The sequence below is a fragment of the Allobosea sp. genome (assembly GCF_051860145.1).
GTDB lineage: Bacteria > Pseudomonadota > Alphaproteobacteria > Rhizobiales > Beijerinckiaceae > Allobosea.
In genome coordinates this window covers 70,731-86,549 of the sequence record NZ_JBHYEM010000008.1, presented here as the reverse complement: position 1 = coordinate 86,549, position 15,819 = coordinate 70,731, and the positions used below count along the sequence as shown (strand labels likewise).

Annotated in this window: 16 protein-coding genes; 8 read left to right on the top strand and 8 right to left on the bottom strand. The window is 68.8% G+C overall.

The features are described 5' to 3' along the window. Positions 1-65: 65 nt before the first annotated feature. The 3 genes from lptM (at position 66) to ACTIF2_RS15330 (ending at position 4,431) form a co-directional block, all read left to right on the top strand. Positions 66-332 (top strand): LPS translocon maturation chaperone LptM, encoded by a 267-nt coding sequence (gene lptM, locus ACTIF2_RS15340; protein WP_439497955.1) that lies wholly within the window; start codon positions 66-68, stop codon positions 330-332. Between the two features lie 7 nt (positions 333-339). After that, entirely contained in the window at positions 340-1,632 is a 1,293-nt protein-coding gene (gene lysA / locus ACTIF2_RS15335; protein ID WP_439497954.1) for a diaminopimelate decarboxylase, read from the top strand. Between the two features lie 126 nt (positions 1,633-1,758). Beyond that, positions 1,759-4,431, top strand: a complete 2,673-nt coding sequence (locus ACTIF2_RS15330) for a TIGR02302 family protein (RefSeq protein WP_439497953.1) — start codon at positions 1,759-1,761, stop codon at positions 4,429-4,431. A 155-nt stretch (positions 4,432-4,586) separates the two neighbouring features. Here the strand turns inward: ACTIF2_RS15330 and yddG are convergent, their stop codons facing one another. After that, positions 4,587-5,462, bottom strand: coding sequence for an aromatic amino acid exporter YddG (gene yddG, locus ACTIF2_RS15325; protein WP_439497952.1), 876 nt, complete (start codon positions 5,460-5,462; stop codon positions 4,587-4,589). Between the two features lie 150 nt (positions 5,463-5,612). Here yddG and ACTIF2_RS15320 point away from each other — a divergent pair, with 150 nt between their 5' ends. Further along, entirely contained in the window at positions 5,613-6,815 is a 1,203-nt protein-coding gene (locus ACTIF2_RS15320; RefSeq protein WP_439497951.1) for an MFS transporter, read from the top strand. A gap of 73 nt (positions 6,816-6,888) precedes the next feature. Here ACTIF2_RS15320 and ACTIF2_RS15315 read toward each other — a convergent pair whose 3' ends face one another. Beyond that, on the bottom strand, positions 6,889-7,719 hold the full coding sequence (locus ACTIF2_RS15315; protein ID WP_439497950.1) for an alpha/beta fold hydrolase: 831 nt from the start codon (positions 7,717-7,719) through the stop codon (positions 6,889-6,891). A gap of 121 nt (positions 7,720-7,840) precedes the next feature. Here ACTIF2_RS15315 and ACTIF2_RS15310 point away from each other — a divergent pair, with 121 nt between their 5' ends. After that, complete coding sequence (locus ACTIF2_RS15310; protein ID WP_439497949.1) at positions 7,841-8,827, top strand: GlxA family transcriptional regulator; 987 nt, start codon at positions 7,841-7,843, stop codon at positions 8,825-8,827. Between the two features lie 31 nt (positions 8,828-8,858). Here the strand turns inward: ACTIF2_RS15310 and phbB are convergent, their stop codons facing one another. From phbB to ACTIF2_RS15295, 3 genes are read right to left on the bottom strand one after another with little or no spacing between them, the layout of a single operon-like run. Continuing rightward, on the bottom strand, positions 8,859-9,581 hold the full coding sequence (gene phbB, locus ACTIF2_RS15305) for an acetoacetyl-CoA reductase (RefSeq protein WP_439497948.1): 723 nt from the start codon (positions 9,579-9,581) through the stop codon (positions 8,859-8,861). Positions 9,582-9,615: 34 nt separating this feature from the next. Further along, positions 9,616-9,831 carry a DUF1737 domain-containing protein gene (locus tag ACTIF2_RS15300; RefSeq protein ID WP_439497947.1) on the bottom strand — a complete coding sequence of 72 codons (216 nt, stop codon included), beginning with the start codon at positions 9,829-9,831 and terminating at the stop codon, positions 9,616-9,618. An 8-nt stretch (positions 9,832-9,839) separates the two neighbouring features. Then, positions 9,840-11,018 carry an acetyl-CoA C-acetyltransferase gene (locus ACTIF2_RS15295; protein WP_439497946.1) on the bottom strand — a complete coding sequence of 393 codons (1,179 nt, stop codon included), beginning with the start codon at positions 11,016-11,018 and terminating at the stop codon, positions 9,840-9,842. A 289-nt stretch (positions 11,019-11,307) separates the two neighbouring features. Here ACTIF2_RS15295 and phaR point away from each other — a divergent pair, with 289 nt between their 5' ends. Next, a complete protein-coding gene (gene phaR, locus ACTIF2_RS15290; protein ID WP_439497945.1) occupies positions 11,308-11,919 on the top strand; it encodes a polyhydroxyalkanoate synthesis repressor PhaR in 612 nt (203 codons plus the stop codon). Between the two features lie 132 nt (positions 11,920-12,051). Here phaR and ACTIF2_RS15285 read toward each other — a convergent pair whose 3' ends face one another. Next, positions 12,052-13,737, bottom strand: a complete 1,686-nt coding sequence (locus ACTIF2_RS15285) for an EAL domain-containing protein (protein WP_439497944.1) — start codon at positions 13,735-13,737, stop codon at positions 12,052-12,054. Positions 13,738-13,918: 181 nt separating this feature from the next. On the opposite strand from ACTIF2_RS15285, the gene ACTIF2_RS15280 reads away from it, so the two are divergent. Continuing rightward, positions 13,919-14,107 (top strand): hypothetical protein, encoded by a 189-nt coding sequence (locus tag ACTIF2_RS15280; RefSeq protein WP_439497943.1) that lies wholly within the window; start codon positions 13,919-13,921, stop codon positions 14,105-14,107. Positions 14,108-14,248: 141 nt separating this feature from the next. On the opposite strand, the gene rpmF is transcribed toward ACTIF2_RS15280, so the two are convergent. Further along, the gene (gene rpmF / locus ACTIF2_RS15275) at positions 14,249-14,434 is read right to left on the bottom strand and encodes a 50S ribosomal protein L32 (RefSeq protein ID WP_439497942.1); all 186 of its coding nucleotides are present in this window, start codon (positions 14,432-14,434) and stop codon (positions 14,249-14,251) included. 225 nt (positions 14,435-14,659) lie between these two features. Here rpmF and ACTIF2_RS15270 point away from each other — a divergent pair, with 225 nt between their 5' ends. Continuing rightward, positions 14,660-15,061, top strand: a complete 402-nt coding sequence (locus ACTIF2_RS15270) for a lysozyme inhibitor LprI family protein (RefSeq protein ID WP_439497941.1) — start codon at positions 14,660-14,662, stop codon at positions 15,059-15,061. Here the strand turns inward: ACTIF2_RS15270 and mtgA are convergent. Further along, positions 15,058-15,738 (bottom strand): monofunctional biosynthetic peptidoglycan transglycosylase, encoded by a 681-nt coding sequence (gene mtgA, locus ACTIF2_RS15265; protein ID WP_439497940.1) that lies wholly within the window; start codon positions 15,736-15,738, stop codon positions 15,058-15,060. The genes ACTIF2_RS15270 and mtgA overlap by 4 nt on opposite strands. Between the last annotated feature and the right edge of the window lie 81 nt (positions 15,739-15,819).

Genomic DNA, 15,819 nt, shown 5'->3' with positions numbered 1-15,819 from the left:
GGCCTCGCAACACCGTCCGCCATTCGCTACATTGCCGCTCAACCGTCGCCCGAGGATTCCCGTTCGTGCCGCATTCCCGCCTGAAACTCGGCCGCGCCGTACTGGTCGCCGGCCTGCTCGGCCTCGCTTTGTCCGCCTGCGGCCGCAAGGGCCCGCTCGAGGCGCCGCCCAACGCCACCAACGCCATCGACCTGCCTGACGACCAGATCGGCGCGGTGGAGAAGAATCGCGTGCCGACCGAGACCACGACCTCGCCGATCGCGAAGCCGCCCAAGACCAATCGCGCCGTCACGATCCCCAACAAGAGCTTCGTGCTCGACCCGCTGCTCTGAGCCTCCGATGCATCATTTCGCCTATCGCGACGGCGCGCTCTTCGCCGAGGATGTCGACCTGCGCCGGATCGCGGCCGAGGTCGGCACGCCGGTCTATGTCTATTCCTCCGCGACGATCGAGCGGCATTATCGGCTGTTCGCGCAGGCGATGGCCGGGATCGATCCGGCCCGGCCGGCGCCGCATGTCTTCTATGCGATGAAGGCGAACGGCAATCTCGGCGTGCTGAAGACGCTGGCCGCGCTCGGCGCCGGCTGCGACACGGTTTCCGAAGGCGAGGTCCGCAAGGCGCTGGCAGCCGGCTTCGCCCCGGACAAGATCGTCTTCTCCGGTGTCGGCAAGAGCGAGAGCGAGCTCGCCTTCGCGGTCGAAGCCGGCATCTACCAGATCAATATCGAGACCGAGGGCGAACTCGACCTGCTCTCGAAGGTCGCGGCCAGGCTCGGCAAGCGCCAGGAGGCGGTGTTCCGCGTCAACCCCGATATCGGCGCCGGCGGCCATGCCAAGATCACGACCGGCTCGGCCGCCAACAAATTCGGCGTCTCCTTCGAGGAGGCGAGCCGGCTCTATGCGCGCGCGGCCAACCTGCCGGGCGTCAGGATGATGGGGCTCGCGGTCCATATCGGCAGCCAGATCCAGGACATCGCGGCTTTCGAGGCCGCCTATGCCAAGATGGCGGGGCTGGTCGGCAGCCTGCGCGACGAGGGCCACCGCGTCGACCGGCTCGATCTCGGCGGCGGGCTCGGCATCCCCTACGAGATGGCGAAGGCCGTCGATCACGGTCCGGAGCTGATCGAGGACTATGCCGCGATGGTCGCGCGCGTCACGAAGGGTCTCGATGTCGAGCTCGGCTTCGAGCCCGGGCGGCTCATCGTCGGCAATGCCGGCATCCTGATGACGCGGGTGGTGCATCTCAACCCGCGCCCGAGCAAGCAGTTCCTCATCGTCGACGCGGCGATGAACGACCTCGTGCGGCCCGCCATGTACGAGGCCTATCACGAGATCTGGCCGGTAGCCGAGCCGGCCGCGGAGGCGCGCAGCATCGCCTATGACGTGGTCGGGCCGATCTGCGAATCGGGCGACACCTTCACGACCGGCCGCGTCCTCCCGGAGCTGAGGCCCGACGACCTCGTCGCCTTCATGACCGCCGGAGCCTATGGCGCCAGCATGTCCTCGACCTATAACCAGCGCCTGCTGGTGGCCGAAGTGCTGGTGAAGGGCGCGCAATACGCGGTGACGCGCCCGCGCCAGAGCTATGAGGAGCTCATCGGCACGGATCGTGCACCGCCCTGGCTCGCCTGATCGGCGTTCACGAAACGCTGAGCGGGCTGTGGGTTGCGGCCTGCTGCTCTGGCCTTGCCACATTCACGTGCTAGCGTGAGGCATGGAGCGAGGTTCGGCAGCGCGGGGGCGGCTCGGAGCGACGGCATGAATGAGGCGCAGCGCCGCACGGCGCTTGATCCGATCGGGACCATCCGCCGGCGGCTCGGGAGGTTGGCTGCGGCCTCGCGCGTCTCGCTCGCCTGGGAGCGCCTCTGGCCCCGGCTCTGGCTGCCGACCGGCATCCTCCTCACCTTCCTCGCCTTGTCCTGGCTCGGGCTGTGGACGCATCTGCCCTGGCAAGGACGCGCCATCGGCGTCGCCGTTTTCGCGGCCGCGCTTGCTGCCAGCTTCTGGCATGTGGCCCGCACCCCTCTGCCGACGCGGCGCGACGCGCTGACCCGGCTCGACCAGTCGTTGCAGGGCGCGCATCGCCCCGCCTCGGCGCTCGAGGACAGTCTCGCGGTCGGCACGGGCGATCCGGTCTCGCAGGCCCTGTGGAAGCTGCATGTCGAGCGCCAGAGCGCGCAGGTCGCCGGACTCAAGGTGGCGGCGCCGCGCCCGTTCATGGCGATGCGCGACCGTTTCGCGCTGCGTGCGATTCCGCTGCTCGCGGCGATCACCGCGCTCTTCGTCGCCGGTCACGAGGCCGGGCCGCGCGTCTTTGCCGCCTTCGACTGGCGGGGACCGTCCGCGCCGGCCGCGGCGGTCAGGATCGACGCCTGGATCGACCCGCCGGCCTATACGCGGCTGCCGCCGATCCTGATCGATTTCGCCCATTTGCCGGGCACCCAGTTCACCGCGCCCGAGAAGTCGACGGTGGTGGTGCGCATCGCCGGCAAGAGCGGCATGGACGTCGCCACCACGGGCCGGCTCGACGTCCTGCCGCCGCCCGAGGCCAAGGACGCCAGGCCGGCCGAGCCCGGCGCGGTCGCGGTGACGGAAAAGCGCTATACGCTCACCGGCAACGGCACGCTCCGGATCACCGGCAGCGGCGCGCCGCATCAGACGCTCACCATCACCGCCGTCGCCGACCAGCCGCCGCGGATCAGCTTCGTCGAGCCGCCCAAGCCGGTCAGCGGCGTGCAGGGCGGGCTCGGCCTGACCTATCGCGCCAAGGACGATTACGGCATCGCCTCGGCCGAGGTCATCGTCTCGCGCAGCGGGCCGCCTTCGGGCGGCCGTTCGCTCGTCGAGCCGCCGAAGCAGCCGCTCACCGTGCCGTCGTCGCCGTCCGGCGACGAGGAGCTGAAGAGCACCGTCGATTTCTCGGCCCATCCCTGGGCCGGCGCCAAGGTCAGGATGGCGCTCGCCGCGCGCGACGAGGCCGGCCAGGAGGGTCGCAGCGAGACCATCGAGGTCGTGCTGCCGCAGCGCACCTTCACCAAGCCGCTGGCCAAGGCGCTGGTCGAGCAGCGGCGCAAGCTCGTCATGGATATCGACACGCGCCAGAAGGTGCAGCTCGCGATGGACGCGCTGCTGATCGAGCCCGAGACCTTCATGAAGGAGACCGGCGTCTATCTCGGCATGCGCCTGATCGGAGAGCGGCTGCGTACCGCCGCCAATGACGACCAGCTGCGCGAGGTCGCCGAGCTGATGTGGGCGATGGCGCTGCAGCTCGAGGATGGCGATCTCTCCGATGCCGAGCGCGCCCTGCGCGCGGCGCAGGAGAACCTGCAGCAGGCGCTGGAGCGCGGCGCTTCGGAGGAGGATATCCGCAAGCTCACCGAGGACATGCGGCGCGCGCTCGACCGCTTCATGCGCGAGCTCGCCCAGCAGATGCAGCGCCAGCAGCAGAACAGCGAGCAGAACCAGGCGCAGCTGCCCGAGAATTTCCGCTCGGTGACGCCGCGCGACCTGCAGAACATGCTCAACCGCATCGAGGAATTGTCGAAGCGCGGTGACATGGCCGAGGCACAGCGGCTGATGGAGGAGCTGAACAACCTCCTCAACAACCTCCAGATGGCGCGCCCGGGCCAGCAGGACCCGCGCCAGAACGAGATGAACCGGGCGCTCGGCGATCTCGACCGGATGACGCGCGACCAGCAGGGCCTGCGCGACGAGACCTACCAGCAGGAGCAGCAGCGCCAGAACCGGGCCCAGGGTCGCCGGCCGGGCCAGCAGCAGGCGCGGCCGGGACAGGGCCAGCGCCAGCAGGGGCAGCAGGGCCAACGCGGTCAGCGCGGCCAGCAGCAGCCGGGCCAGGAGGGCGAGGACGGCGAGGGCGAGGACGGCCAGAACGCCGAGGGGCAGGGTCAAGGCCAGGGGCAGGGCCTCTCCCAGCGCCAGCAGGCCCTGCGCGAGCGGCTGGAGGAGCTGCAGCGACGGATGCGCGGCATGGGCGCGCCCAATTCGGGCGAACTCGGCGAAGCAGAAGATGCGATGCGCGAGGCGGAAGGCCAGCTCGGCCAGGGCCAGGGCGAAGGCGCGCTCGATTCGCAGGGGCGGGCGCTCGACGCGCTGCGCCGCGGCGGCCAGAACCTGGCGCAGCAGATGCAGGGCGAGCCCGGCGAAGGCGACGGCACCGAGGGCGCCTTCGGCGAGCCCGACGGGCAACCGTCCGGCCGGCCGTCGGCGCAGCAGCGCGCCCGCGAGGACCCGCTCGGGCGGCCGCAGCGCCAGCGCGACTGGGCCGACGGGCGCGTGCGCGTCCCAGGCGCCGACGAAAGCGCGACGCAGCGGGCGCGGCGCATCCTGGAAGAACTCCGCCGCCGGCTCGGCGACCCGTCCCGGCCGATGGAGGAGCTCGACTATCTCGAGCGCCTGCTCAGGCGGAACTGATTCCCTTCTCCCCTCGGGGGAGAAGGTGCCGAACGCAGTGAGTCGGATGAGGGAAGGGTCGGGCAGCGGCCCTTTTCTCGTTTCGGCAGAGGACTTCCCTCATCCGACTCGGCTTTGCCGCGCCACCTTCTCCCCCGAGGGGAGAAGGTGGCGCGCTATCTCGACGCGCCTGTTTTGGGTATGGGGCTCATCCCACTCGCCACCAGAGCGCCCGCCATAATCAGCGCGCAGGACATCGCCAGCAGCCAGCTCGCCGCGGCATAGCCGGCGACGACGAGCACGATGGTCGAGAGCACCGGCGCGGCATAGGAGGCGACGCCGAGCAGGGCGATATCGCCGCGCTTCATGCCGATGTCCCAGCAGATGAAGGCGAGCCCGATCGAGCCGAGGCCGAGCCCCAGCGCCCCGGTCCATTCCGTTCCGGTCAGCGACCAGTGCGTGGTCTCGAAGGCGCCGTGGCAGGCGAAGGCGGCGAGGGCGCAGCCGAGCATCGTGACGCCCAGGCTCTCGGAGGGCACGGCGGAGAACCGGCGCGAGAGCACCGAATAGCTCGCCCAGACCACGGCGCCGGCCGCCGCCAGGAGATGCCCGAGCGACAGGCCCGTGCCGGTTCCCAGGCCGCCGGAGACCAGGAGCGCGGTCGCGGCCAAGCCGATCAGCGCGCCGACGAGATGGCGCGGCTTGAGCCGGCCGCCGGGCAGCAGCGCCGCGAAGAGCACGATCAGCAGCGGCCAGAGATAATGGATCAGGTTGGCCTCGGCCGGCGGCGCGGTCTTGACCGCGGCGTAATAGAGCGCCGTGTCGCCGAAGGGGCCGTAGAGCCCGAGCGCGAAGGAGCCCCAGGTCGGCCGCGCCCGGCGCAACTGCCCGCGCGCGGCGGTGATGGCGAGGATCAGCAGGCCGCCGATGACGAAGGTCATGCCGACGAGCTGGAACGGCGGCACCTGGCCCGACATGGCGGTGAAGAGCGCCAGCGTCGACCAGAGCAGGATGGCGCCGGAGCCGATGAGGGTTGCTGAACGGGAGGTCATGGCCGCGCGGACACCGAAGGCTGGAGCCGGCCGCGATAGCATGCGCCGTTGCCGCTGCCCATGAGGGCCGGCGTCCCGGCTATGGCCGGCATGCGTGCCGAGCGTTGCCCAAATATTGACCAGCGGGCCTGCCGGGAGCATGCGTCTGGCATGACCTCGATCCCGCTCTCCGTGCCGACCCGGCGCCCCTTGATGCCGGTCCTGGCTGCGCTCAGCCTCGCGCATCTGCTCAACGACCTCGTCCAGTCGATGATCCCGGCGATCTATCCGCTGATCAAGGAGGCGTATCAGCTCGACTTCGTCCAGATCGGCTTCATCACGCTCGCCTTCCAGGTCACCTCGTCGCTGCTGCAGCCGATCCTCGGCTACCTCACCGACCGCAAGCCCTGGCCCTATGCGATGGTGGCCGGCATGGGCGCGACGCTGCTCGGCCTCGTCCTGCTGTCCTATGCCGGCAGCTACGAGATGGTCCTGGTCGCCGCTGGGCTGGTCGGGCTGGGCTCGGCGGTGTTCCATCCCGAGGCGACGCGGATGGCGCGCCATGCCGCGGCCGGCCGGCAGGGACTGGCGCAGGGCGTCTTCCAGGTCGGCGGGCATGCCGGCTACGCGACCGGCCCGCTGCTGGCGGCGGCCGTCGTCGTGCCGCGCGGCCAGGCGAGCCTCGTCTGGTTCTCGATCGTCGTCGTCATCGCCATGGCGCTGATGGCCTGGACGGCGTCGCGCTATGCCGCGTTCCGGCGCAGCCAGGTGTCGGACCCCGGCGCGCATGAGGATGTCGCCCGGCACGGCCTGCCGCGCGGCAGCGTGCTCTTCGCCATGGCGATCCTGGTCGTGCTGCTGCTCTCGAAGAACGCCTATCAGGCGGCCTTCACCTCCTATTACACCTTCTACCTGATCGAGCGCTTCGGGGTGAGCGTGCAGCTCTCGCAGGTGATGCTGTTCCTGTTCCTCTTCGTCGGGGCGATCGGAGTCATCATCGGCGGCATGATCGGCGACCGGATCGGCCGCGACCGGGTGATCTGGCTCTCGATCCTGGGCACGCTGCCCTTCGCGCTGATGCTGCCGATGGCCGATCTGTTCTGGACCGGCGTGCTCAGCGTCGTGATCAGCCTGGTGCTGTCGAGCGCCTTCTCGTCGATCCTGATCTACGCGATCGATCTCGTGCCGCACCGGGTCGGCCTGGTCGGCGGCCTGTTCTACGGGCTCGCCTTCGGGCTGGGCGGCATCGCGGCGGCCGCGATCGGCGCGCTGGCCGACCGGATCGGCATCATCGAGGTGTTCAGGCTCTGCGCCTGGCTGCCGGCGCTCGGCCTCCTGACCTTCCTGCTGCCGAAGGGCGCGCGCTCGCGCTGAGCGCGTAGCGATCAGATTGCAACGCAATCTGATCGGTGAATCCGGCTCACATCAAGAGCGCGCGCTGGCCGGATCAGCCCTTGATGAAGGCGAGAAGGTCCGGATTGACGATCTCGGGATGGGTGGTGCACAACCCATGCGGCAGGCCCTTATAGGTCTTGAGCGTGCCGTTCCTGAGCAGCTTGGCGGAAAGAGGCGCCGAGTCGGCATAGGGCACGATCTGGTCGTCGTCGCCATGCATCACCAGCACCGGGACCTCGATCCGCTTCAAATCCTCGGTGAAGTCGGTCTCCGAGAAGGCCTTGATGCAGTCGTAATGCGCCTTGGCGCCGCCCATCATGCCCTGGCGCCACCAGTTGTCGATCACGCCCTGCGAGACCTTCGCGCCCGCGCGGTTGAAGCCGTAGAACGGCCCGGCGGGGACATCGATATAGAACTGGGCGCGGTTGGCGACGAGCGCGGCGCGGAAACCGTCGAACACCTCGATCGGCAGGCCGCCCGGGTTCTTCTCCGACTTCACCATGATCGGCGGCACCGCGCCGATCAGCACCGCCTTGGCGACACGGCCGGGCTCGGCGCGCGCGACGTAATGCGCCACCTCGCCGCCGCCGGTCGAATGGCCGATATGGACCGCGTTCCTGAGGTCGAGCTTGGCGGCGAGCTCGGCGACGTCGGCGGCATAGGTATCCATCTCGTTGCCGGTCGCGGTCTGGCTCGAACGGCCATGGCCGCGCCGGTCATGCGCAATGACCCGGTAGCCGCGATCGAGGAAGAACAGCATCTGGTTGTCCCAGTCGTCGGCGCTGAGCGGCCAGCCGTGATGGAAGACGATCGGCTGCGCGTCCTTCGGACCCCAGTCCTTGTAGAAGATCTCGGTGCCGTCCTTGGTGGTGATCGTGCTCATGGCCGTCCTCTTTCAGTGTTCGGGCGGCAGGATCGTCGCCCTTCGATATGGACGTTTGTAAGCCGGCCGTCGCATGCTGCCGCTCGGCGCAACCGACAATCTGCGGGGCAGAACTGACACAATGACGAAGGGCGAAAGGATTGTCGCGGAGATCGGGCTGCTGCTCTATCCCGATGTGCAGCTCGCGGCCGTCTACGGCCTCACCGACCTGTTCCGGATCGCCGGCGAGATGAGCGAGGCGACCGGCGAGCCGGACGCGCCGTCGCTGCGCGTCAGCCACTGGCGACAGACGCTGGACGGCACCGGCGTCGAATGCGTCTTCGACAGCCACCCGCGCCACGATCACAAGCCGAGCTACCTGATCGCGCCGCCGAGCCTGGTCATGCCCGGGAGGATGCAGCCGATGCCTGCCTTCGCGACCTGGCTGAGCGAAAGGCATGCGCAGGGCAGCACGCTCTGCTCGGTCTGTGCGGGGGCCTTCCTGCTCGGCGATACGGGCCTGCTGACCGGGCGCGAGGCGACGACCCACTGGGCCTTCGCCGAGGCGCTGGCCAAGCGCTTCCCGGCGATCCGGATCGATACCGACCGGATGGTGATCGACGACGGCGACATCATCACGGCCGGCGGCATCCTGGCCTGGACCGATCTCGGCCTGACGCTGGTCGAGCGGTTGCTCGGGCCGAGCGTCATGCTGGAGACCGCGCGCTTCCTGCTGATCGATCCGCCCGGACGAACGCAGCAGCCCTATGGCCGCTTCGTGCCGCGGCTATCCCATGGCGACGAGGCGATCCTGAAGGCCCAGCACTGGCTGCAGGCGACGGGCGGCAAGGATCATGGCGTGCCGGCGCTGGCCAGGCGTGCGGCTCTGGAGGAGCGGACCTTCCTGCGCCGTTTCCGCAAGGCGACCGGTCTGCGCCCGACCGAGTACGCGCAGCAGATCAGGATCGCCAAGGCGCGCGAGGCACTCGAACTCAGCCGCCGCCCGATCGCGCAGATCGCGTGGGATGTCGGCTATGAGGATGCCTCGGCCTTCCGCAAGCTGTTCCAGCGCATCACCGGGCTCGCGCCGGCGGATTACCGGCGCCGTTTCGGCGTCGCCGCTGCCTGAGCCGGCTTCCGCGCGCGTCGCGACCCGAGGCTCACGCCATATACTGTCCGCCATTGACAGCGAAGGTCGCGCCCGTCGCGAAGGCGCCATGGTCGGAGGCGAGGAAGACGACCATCTGGGCGATCTCCTCGGGCTTGCCGAGACGGCCGGTCGGGATGCCGGCGACGACGCGCTTCAGCGCCTCTTCCGGCATCGCGGCGACCATGTCGGTGCCGATATAGCCCGGCGTGATCGCGTTGACGGTGATGCCCTTGTTGGCGTTCTCCTGGGCCAGCGCCTTGACGAAGCCGATATCGCCGGCCTTGGCGGCGGAGTAGTTGACCTGGCCCATCTGGCCCTTCTGGCCGTTGATCGAGGAGATCACGATGATGCGGCCGAAGGAGCGGGCGCGCATGCCCTCGATCACCGGCCGCGTCATGTTGAAGAGCGAGTCGAGATTGGTGCGGATGACGGCGGACCACTGGTCCTTGCTCATCTTGTGGAAGAAGCCGTCCTTGGTGATGCCGGCATTGTTGACCAGGATGTCGACCGGCCCGTTCTCGGCTTCGACCTTGGCGATGCCCGCGGTGCAGGCGTCGTAGTCGCCGACATCCCATTTATAGACCGGGATGCCGGTCTCGGCCTTGAATTTGGCGGCGGCCTCGTCATTGCCGGCATAGCTGGCCGCGACCGTATGGCCGGCCTCCTGTAGTGCCCGGCTGATCGCCGCGCCGATACCCCTCGTTCCCCCCGTCACCAACGCGACCTTCGCCATCTCGTCGTCTCCCCTCGGTTTTGATTTTCTGAGACTATTGTTCCGACAATTTCAGCTCGGGCGAATAGGGCCCGTCCACGTCCTTGATGATCGCCTGGCCGCAGACGACGCGCTGCTCCTTGGCATCGAAGGTCAGGGTCGGGTGCCCGTACAGCACCCAGCCCTTGCTCAAAGCCTCCGAGACCCGATGACAGAAGGACGCGTCATCGGGGCCCGTGAGATAGCGGTAGAGCGTCGTCTGCCTGGCCATGGCGGCGCCTAGCGCTCCACCGCCATGGCGACGCCCATGCCGCCGCCGATGCAGAGCGTGGCGAGGCCCTTCTTGGCGTCGCGCTTGGCCATCTCGTGCAGCAGGGTGACCAGCACGCGCGCGCCCGAGGCGCCGATCGGGTGGCCGATCGCGATCGCACCGCCATTGACGTTGACGATGCCGGGATCCCAGCCGAGATCCTTATTGACCGCGAGCGCCTGGGCCGCGAAGGCCTCGTTGGCCTCAACCAGCTCGAGATCGCCGATCTTCCAGCCGGCCTTCTCGAGCGCCTTGCGCGTCGCCGGGATCGGGCCCGAGCCCATGATCGCCGGATCGACGCCGGCGGTCGCCCAGGACGCAATGCGGGCGAGCGGGGTGAGGCCGCGCTTGGCCGCCTCCTTGGCGGTCATCAGCACGAGCGCCGCGGCGCCGTCATTGAGGCCGGACGCGTTGCCGGCGGTCACCGTGCCTTCCTTGGAGAAGGCGGGCCTGAGCTTGGCCATGGCCTCCAGCGTCGCGCCGTGGCGGGGATATTCGTCGGCATCGACGACGATGTCGCCCTTGCGGGTCGAGACGGTGAAGGGGACGATCTCGTCCTTGAACCTGCCGGCCTTCTGCGCGGCCTCGGCCTTGTTCTGGGAGCCGACGGCGAACCTGTCCTGGTCCTCGCGGGTGAGCTGCCACTTGGTCGCGACGTTCTCGGCGGTGGTGCCCATATGGTAGCCGTGGAAGGCGTCCCAGAGCCCGTCCTTGATCATCGTGTCGATGAACTTGGTGTCGCCCATCTTGGTGCCGTTGCGCAGATGCGCGGCGTGCTGCGCCATCGACATCGATTCCTGGCCGCCGGCGACGATGATGTCGGCGTCGCCATTGGCGATCTGCTGCAGGCCGATGGCGACGGCGCGCAGGCCGGAGCCGCAGAGCTGGTTCAGGCCCCAGGAGGTCGCCTCCTGCGGCACGCCCGCCTTCATCGCGGCCTGGCGGGCCGGGTTCTGGCCCTGACCGGCGGTCAGGATCTGGCCCATGATGACCTCGTCGACCTCGCCGCCCTCGACCTTGGCGCGCGCGAGCGCTTCCTTGATCGCGGTGGCGCCGAGGTCATGGGCCGGGGTGTTGGCGAAGGCGCCGTTGAAAGCGCCGACCGCGGTCCGCGCCGCGGCGACGATGACGATGTCCGTATCAGCCATGGAAATTCCTCGCTGTTATCGTGCCGTCCGCCAGGGTCGGACCGGCCGGTTTCCGATCCACCTTCGAAGCCCGCCGCGGCCGCGTCAAGCCATGCGAGTGGGGGAGACGGAACCGCCGCGATCCCGGCAGGTTGCATCAGAGCGGCACTGCAAGCCGGGCGTTCAGCTTCGGTTCAGGCTCGACCTTCCGCAGCGGGCTCAAAAAACTTGCAGCAACCGACCGACAGGTTATCGTCGGGATTAGAGGATCGTTCCGTGCGGGCTTGAAAGGTCAGGCGCGGACCAACGTATGCAGGACATGATGGCCAGCGAAAAAGAACCGACAGTCATCAAGAAATACGCCAATCGCCGGCTGTACCACACGGGAACCAGCTCCTACGTCACCCTGGAAGACCTGGCCGGTCTGGTGCGTGGCGGCGAAGATTTCGTGGTCTATGACGCCAAGTCAGGCGAGGACATCACGCGCTCGGTGCTTGCGCAGATCATCTTCGACGAAGAGAGCAAGGACGGCCAGAACCTGCTGCCGATCACCGTCCTGCGCCAGCTCATCCGCTTCTACGGCGATAGCATGCAGGCGCTGGTGCCGCGCTATCTCGAATTCTCCATGGAGAATCTGACGAAGGAGCAGAACCAGTTCCGCGAGATGATGGGCAAGGCCTTCACGGGCGGCGCCTTCGGTGGCGGCGGCGCGATGGACGCGATCCAGGCGCAGACGCGCGCCAACATGGCGATGTTCACCGAGGCGTTCCGGCTGTTCAATCCGTTCGCCGCCGCGGCGGCCGCCAAGGCCAAGCCGGAGGATCCGCCCGCTCCCGCCGCCAAGAGCGACGAGCTCGGCGACCTGAAGCGCGAGCTTTCCGAGATGCGCGAGAGGCTGGACAAGCTCGCCAAGACCAAGTGAGGCATGGCGTCATGCTCGGGCGAAGACCCGAGCATCGCTTGCAGGAGATTCTCGGGTCTGCGCGGAGTTTATCCTTGGGCCGACCGAAGGTCGGACCCGAGGGCTCCGCCCGAGAATGACGCGGCTCGCTCCTCAACCGGCGGCGCGCAGCGGCCCTTCGTCCGGCCGCCACAGCTCGGCCTTTCCGACGAGATGGCCCTGCAGATAGGTCACGCCCCAGTCGCAGAGCATGTTGGCCTGCAATTCGTCGTCGACCCATTCCGCTACCGTCTCGACCATCAGGTGGCGGGCGAGGTCGATCAGGGTGCGGACATAGAAGCGGTCGTCGGTCGAGCGCCGCAGGTTCTGCGTGAAGGCGCCGTCGAGCTTCAGGATGTCGATCGGGAAGGCGCGCAGGTGCCGGAGCGAGGTGTGCCCGGCGCCGAAATCGTCGATGGCGATGCGCGCGCCCTGGTCCTTGAGCCGGGTGAGCAGGCGGGCGACGCGCGCCGGATCGTCGATCGTCGCCGTCTCGGTGACCTCGACGACGAGCCGCCCCGCGAGGCCGCCGAACTGGCGCGTGCAGGCCATGAAGGCGTCGAGCCATTCCGGATCGCCGAGCGAGCGCGGCGAGACGTTGATCGACAGGGTCATGCCGGGGTCGGCCGCCAGCATGTCGACGGCGAGCTCGAGCACGCGATGGTCGAACAGCCGCACGAGGCCGCGCCGTTCGAGCAGGGGGACGAGCTCGGCCGCGGCGAAGAACAGACCTTCCGGGCCGTGGCCGACGCGCAGCAGCGCCTCGTGGAAGGCGACCTCCCGCGATTTCGCCCGCACCACCGGCTGCAGCGCCAGCGTGACGCGGCGTTCGTTCAGCGCGGCGATGGCCTGGATGTCGAAGCCCTGCTGGTCGGATGACGGCTCGCGGATCTCGCGATGGCGGGCGATGACGGCCGAATCGACCGCCCCGGCCTTGGCGCCGGCGAGCGCGTTCTCGGCGGCGGAGACCAGCGCGCCGGCATGGCGCGACAATTCCGGCGCGACCGCCGCGCCGACGCGCAGGCGCGCCAGGGCGATGCCACGCGCCGTCTCGATCGCCGCTTGCGCCACGGCCTTGATGAAGCGCCTGGCCGCGGCCTCGACCTGGTTCTGCGGGCAGCCGGTCAAAAGGATGGCGAAGCGGTTGCCGGAATAGCGGACGAGATGGTCGCGCCGGCGCATCACCGAGCGCAGCCGCTCCTGGACGACGCCGATGATCTCGTCGGTCGCCTCATGGCCGAAATCGTCGTTGAGACGCGCCAGCTCGTCGATCGCGGCGACCAGGACGACCACCGGGCGCTCGGCCGGCAGATGCTCCTGGAGGACCGTTTCCAGCCGCTCGACCAGCGAGGACCGGTCGCAGACGTCGCGATTCTGAACGCCGAGCTCGTCGGGGCCGACGCTTCGCTCGAGCCGCAGGACGCCGCGGGCGCTGGCCGGGTGGCCGTCGATGCCGACGAACCAGCGCCCGGCATCCTCGATCCACATCTTGCGGCCGCCGAGATCGGCGGCATAGCGCGTGCGGTAGACGACGCCCTCGCCGTGATCCTGGCCGCCGGATGAGAAGATCGCGTCATAACGGCTGCGGCCGCTGCCGGGCTCGACCAGGCCGGCGAAGGCGAGGCCGCGACTCATCGCCGCGTCCGGAATGGCGCCGAGGACCTCGGCCGCGTTGGGACCCCATGTCAGGCCGTCGCTGGCGATGTCCCAGCTATAGACCACTTCGCCGATCGAGGAGAGCAGGCTGCGCGGGTCGACAATGGTGTCGTCGCGGGAGCTCAGGATCGATGGCGCGGGCATCGTGCGGGGGCCTTGAGACTGCACAGGCCGCGCGGCGCCTTGCGGCACCCAGCCGTCCTGGCCGGAGGGAATCGGGACGTGTCTCGAAACGATGCAGGTTTTGCGGTTAACGCAGGGTTAAGGCGCGGCAGGGCGCTTGCAGAATCCACCCCGATGCAACTTTTGCGTATCGGGGCGGGACATGAAAGACGATCGGTTCCGGAGCGGCGACGGGCCCGCCATGCCGGCGATGCTGCTGATCCAGATCGCAGCCAGCCATGCCGGGATCGGCCTTTTTGCCGGGCGCGACCGCGAGACGCCGCAGGCGGCGGCGGGGCGCTACCGGGCGGCGGCCCAGCGCACCGTGCGCGTGGAGCGCCTCATCGCTTGACGATTTACGAGCCCTCATCCTAAGGAGACGCGATCTGCGATCGCTCCTCAGGATGAGGGCTGGATTGAAACGAGCGGCTCCGGACAAAGAAAAAGCCGGCCTCGCGGCCGGCTTCAAACGTTCAGGCACGTGGCGGAAGGCTCAGGCCTCAGCCTTGGCCTTCAGCACCTGGCGGCCACGATACATGCCGCTCTTCAGGTCGACATGATGCGGGCGGCGCAGTTCGCCGGAGTTCTTGTCCTCGATATAGGTCGGCTGCTTCAGCGCGTCGGCCGAGCGGCGCATGCCGCGCTTCGACGGCGAAGTCTTTCTCTTCGGAACGGCCATTCTACTCTCCATCGTGCCGCCGCCCGGAAGCGCAGGCCGCAGGGCCACGCCACCGCCACGACGACGGATCAATCTCGTGAGGCGTTGTCCATACACGCTCAGGCGCACGCTGGCTAGTGCCTAGCATATCTGAAGGTCGAATTCTCCTGCCCCGGCAAGCGGAGGCTTGGCACTTGCGCCCGTCCGGCTTTCAATGGGGCCGGGACGATTGCCAGGAGAGACCCCATGCGCTTGCTGATTCCACTTCTCGCGATGGCGATGATCCCCGCCGCCGGGGCCAGGGCCGAAGACTGCGCCAAGGCCATGGACCAGGCGACGATGACCGAATGCGCCGGCAAATCCCACAGCAAGGCCGATGCGCAGCTCAATGCGCTCTACAAGCAGATCGAGCAGCGCCTCAAGGACGATGCCGATACCAGGAACCTGCTCGTCGCGGCCCAGCGGGGCTGGGTCGCCTTCCGCGACGCCGAATGCAAGTTCTCGACATCGGGCGTCGCCGGCGGCAGCGCCTATCCGATGGTCTATTCGAACTGTGCGGAGGGCCTGACGACCAAGCGGATCGCGGATTTCAAGGCCTATCTGGCCTGCAAGGAAGGCGACATGAGCTGCCCGGTTCCGGCCAACTAGCCGGCATCGCGGCCAGGAACGGCGCAATCGCCCAGCGGCCCGAGCTGCCCCATGCGTCGCTGCACGCGGCCCGAGGCCGCTTGCAGGGCGCGGCTCGGCCGGGCGGGATTGCGCAGGATCGGGTTGGGCAGGGCGCCCGCCAGTCTCGCGGCCTCGGCGCCGGTCAGGCGCGCCGCCGGCTTGCGGAAATAGCGCTGCGCCGCGGCCTCGGCGCCATAGAGCCCGTCGCCCCATTCGGCGACGTTGAGATAGACCTCGATGATGCGCTGCTTGGGCCAGACGAGGTCGATGGCGACGGCAACCGGAATCTCCAGCGCCTTGCGCAAATAGGAGCGCCCCGGCCAGAGAAAAACGTTCTTGGCGGTCTGCATGGTCAGCGTCGAGGCGCCCCGGCTCGGCCCGTCCTCATCATCGAGGACGCTGCCGAGCTCGACCCAGTCGACCCCGGCATGGCTGCAGAAGCGCTGATCCTCGGCCGCGATCACGGCGCGGATCAGCGAAGGCGATATCCGTTCGAGCGGCACCCATTGCCGGTCGACCGGCTGCAAAGTGAGCCAGCGCCCGATCATCAGGGTCGAAGGCGCGGGCACGAATCGGTAGAGCGCGAGCCCGAGCACCAGAGCGACCGTGAGAACGAGGAGGATGCGCAGGCACCAGAGCCGCAGGGTGCCGAACATGCCTCGTCGTCTCGCCCGCCCGGAACCCGCTAAAATCGCCATGCCCCCGCAACTTGACGATCCCGCCCCGCTCCGGCAAGC

Bases quoted from the DNA above. Each gene is read 5' to 3' on its own strand.
- rpmF (WP_439497942.1), bottom strand. From the start codon at position 14,434: ATGGCCGTTCCGAAGAGAAAGACTTCGCCGTCGAAGCGCGGCATGCGC.
- ACTIF2_RS15270 (WP_439497941.1), top strand. From the start codon at position 14,660: ATGCGCTTGCTGATTCCACTTCTCGCGATGGCGATGATCCCCGCCGCC.
- phaR (WP_439497945.1), top strand. From the start codon at position 11,308: ATGCAGGACATGATGGCCAGCGAAAAAGAACCGACAGTCATCAAGAAA.
- phbB (WP_439497948.1), bottom strand. From the start codon at position 9,581: ATGGCGAAGGTCGCGTTGGTGACGGGGGGAACGAGGGGTATCGGCGCG.
- lysA (WP_439497954.1), top strand. From the start codon at position 340: ATGCATCATTTCGCCTATCGCGACGGCGCGCTCTTCGCCGAGGATGTC.
- ACTIF2_RS15310 (WP_439497949.1), top strand. From the start codon at position 7,841: ATGACGAAGGGCGAAAGGATTGTCGCGGAGATCGGGCTGCTGCTCTAT.
- yddG (WP_439497952.1), bottom strand. From the start codon at position 5,462: ATGACCTCCCGTTCAGCAACCCTCATCGGCTCCGGCGCCATCCTGCTC.
- ACTIF2_RS15285 (WP_439497944.1), bottom strand. From the start codon at position 13,737: ATGCCCGCGCCATCGATCCTGAGCTCCCGCGACGACACCATTGTCGAC.
- ACTIF2_RS15315 (WP_439497950.1), bottom strand. From the start codon at position 7,719: ATGAGCACGATCACCACCAAGGACGGCACCGAGATCTTCTACAAGGAC.
- ACTIF2_RS15280 (WP_439497943.1), top strand. From the start codon at position 13,919: ATGAAAGACGATCGGTTCCGGAGCGGCGACGGGCCCGCCATGCCGGCG.
- ACTIF2_RS15300 (WP_439497947.1), bottom strand. From the start codon at position 9,831: ATGGCCAGGCAGACGACGCTCTACCGCTATCTCACGGGCCCCGATGAC.
- mtgA (WP_439497940.1), bottom strand. From the start codon at position 15,738: ATGTTCGGCACCCTGCGGCTCTGGTGCCTGCGCATCCTCCTCGTTCTC.
- ACTIF2_RS15330 (WP_439497953.1), top strand. From the start codon at position 1,759: ATGAATGAGGCGCAGCGCCGCACGGCGCTTGATCCGATCGGGACCATC.
- ACTIF2_RS15295 (WP_439497946.1), bottom strand. From the start codon at position 11,018: ATGGCTGATACGGACATCGTCATCGTCGCCGCGGCGCGGACCGCGGTC.
- ACTIF2_RS15320 (WP_439497951.1), top strand. From the start codon at position 5,613: ATGACCTCGATCCCGCTCTCCGTGCCGACCCGGCGCCCCTTGATGCCG.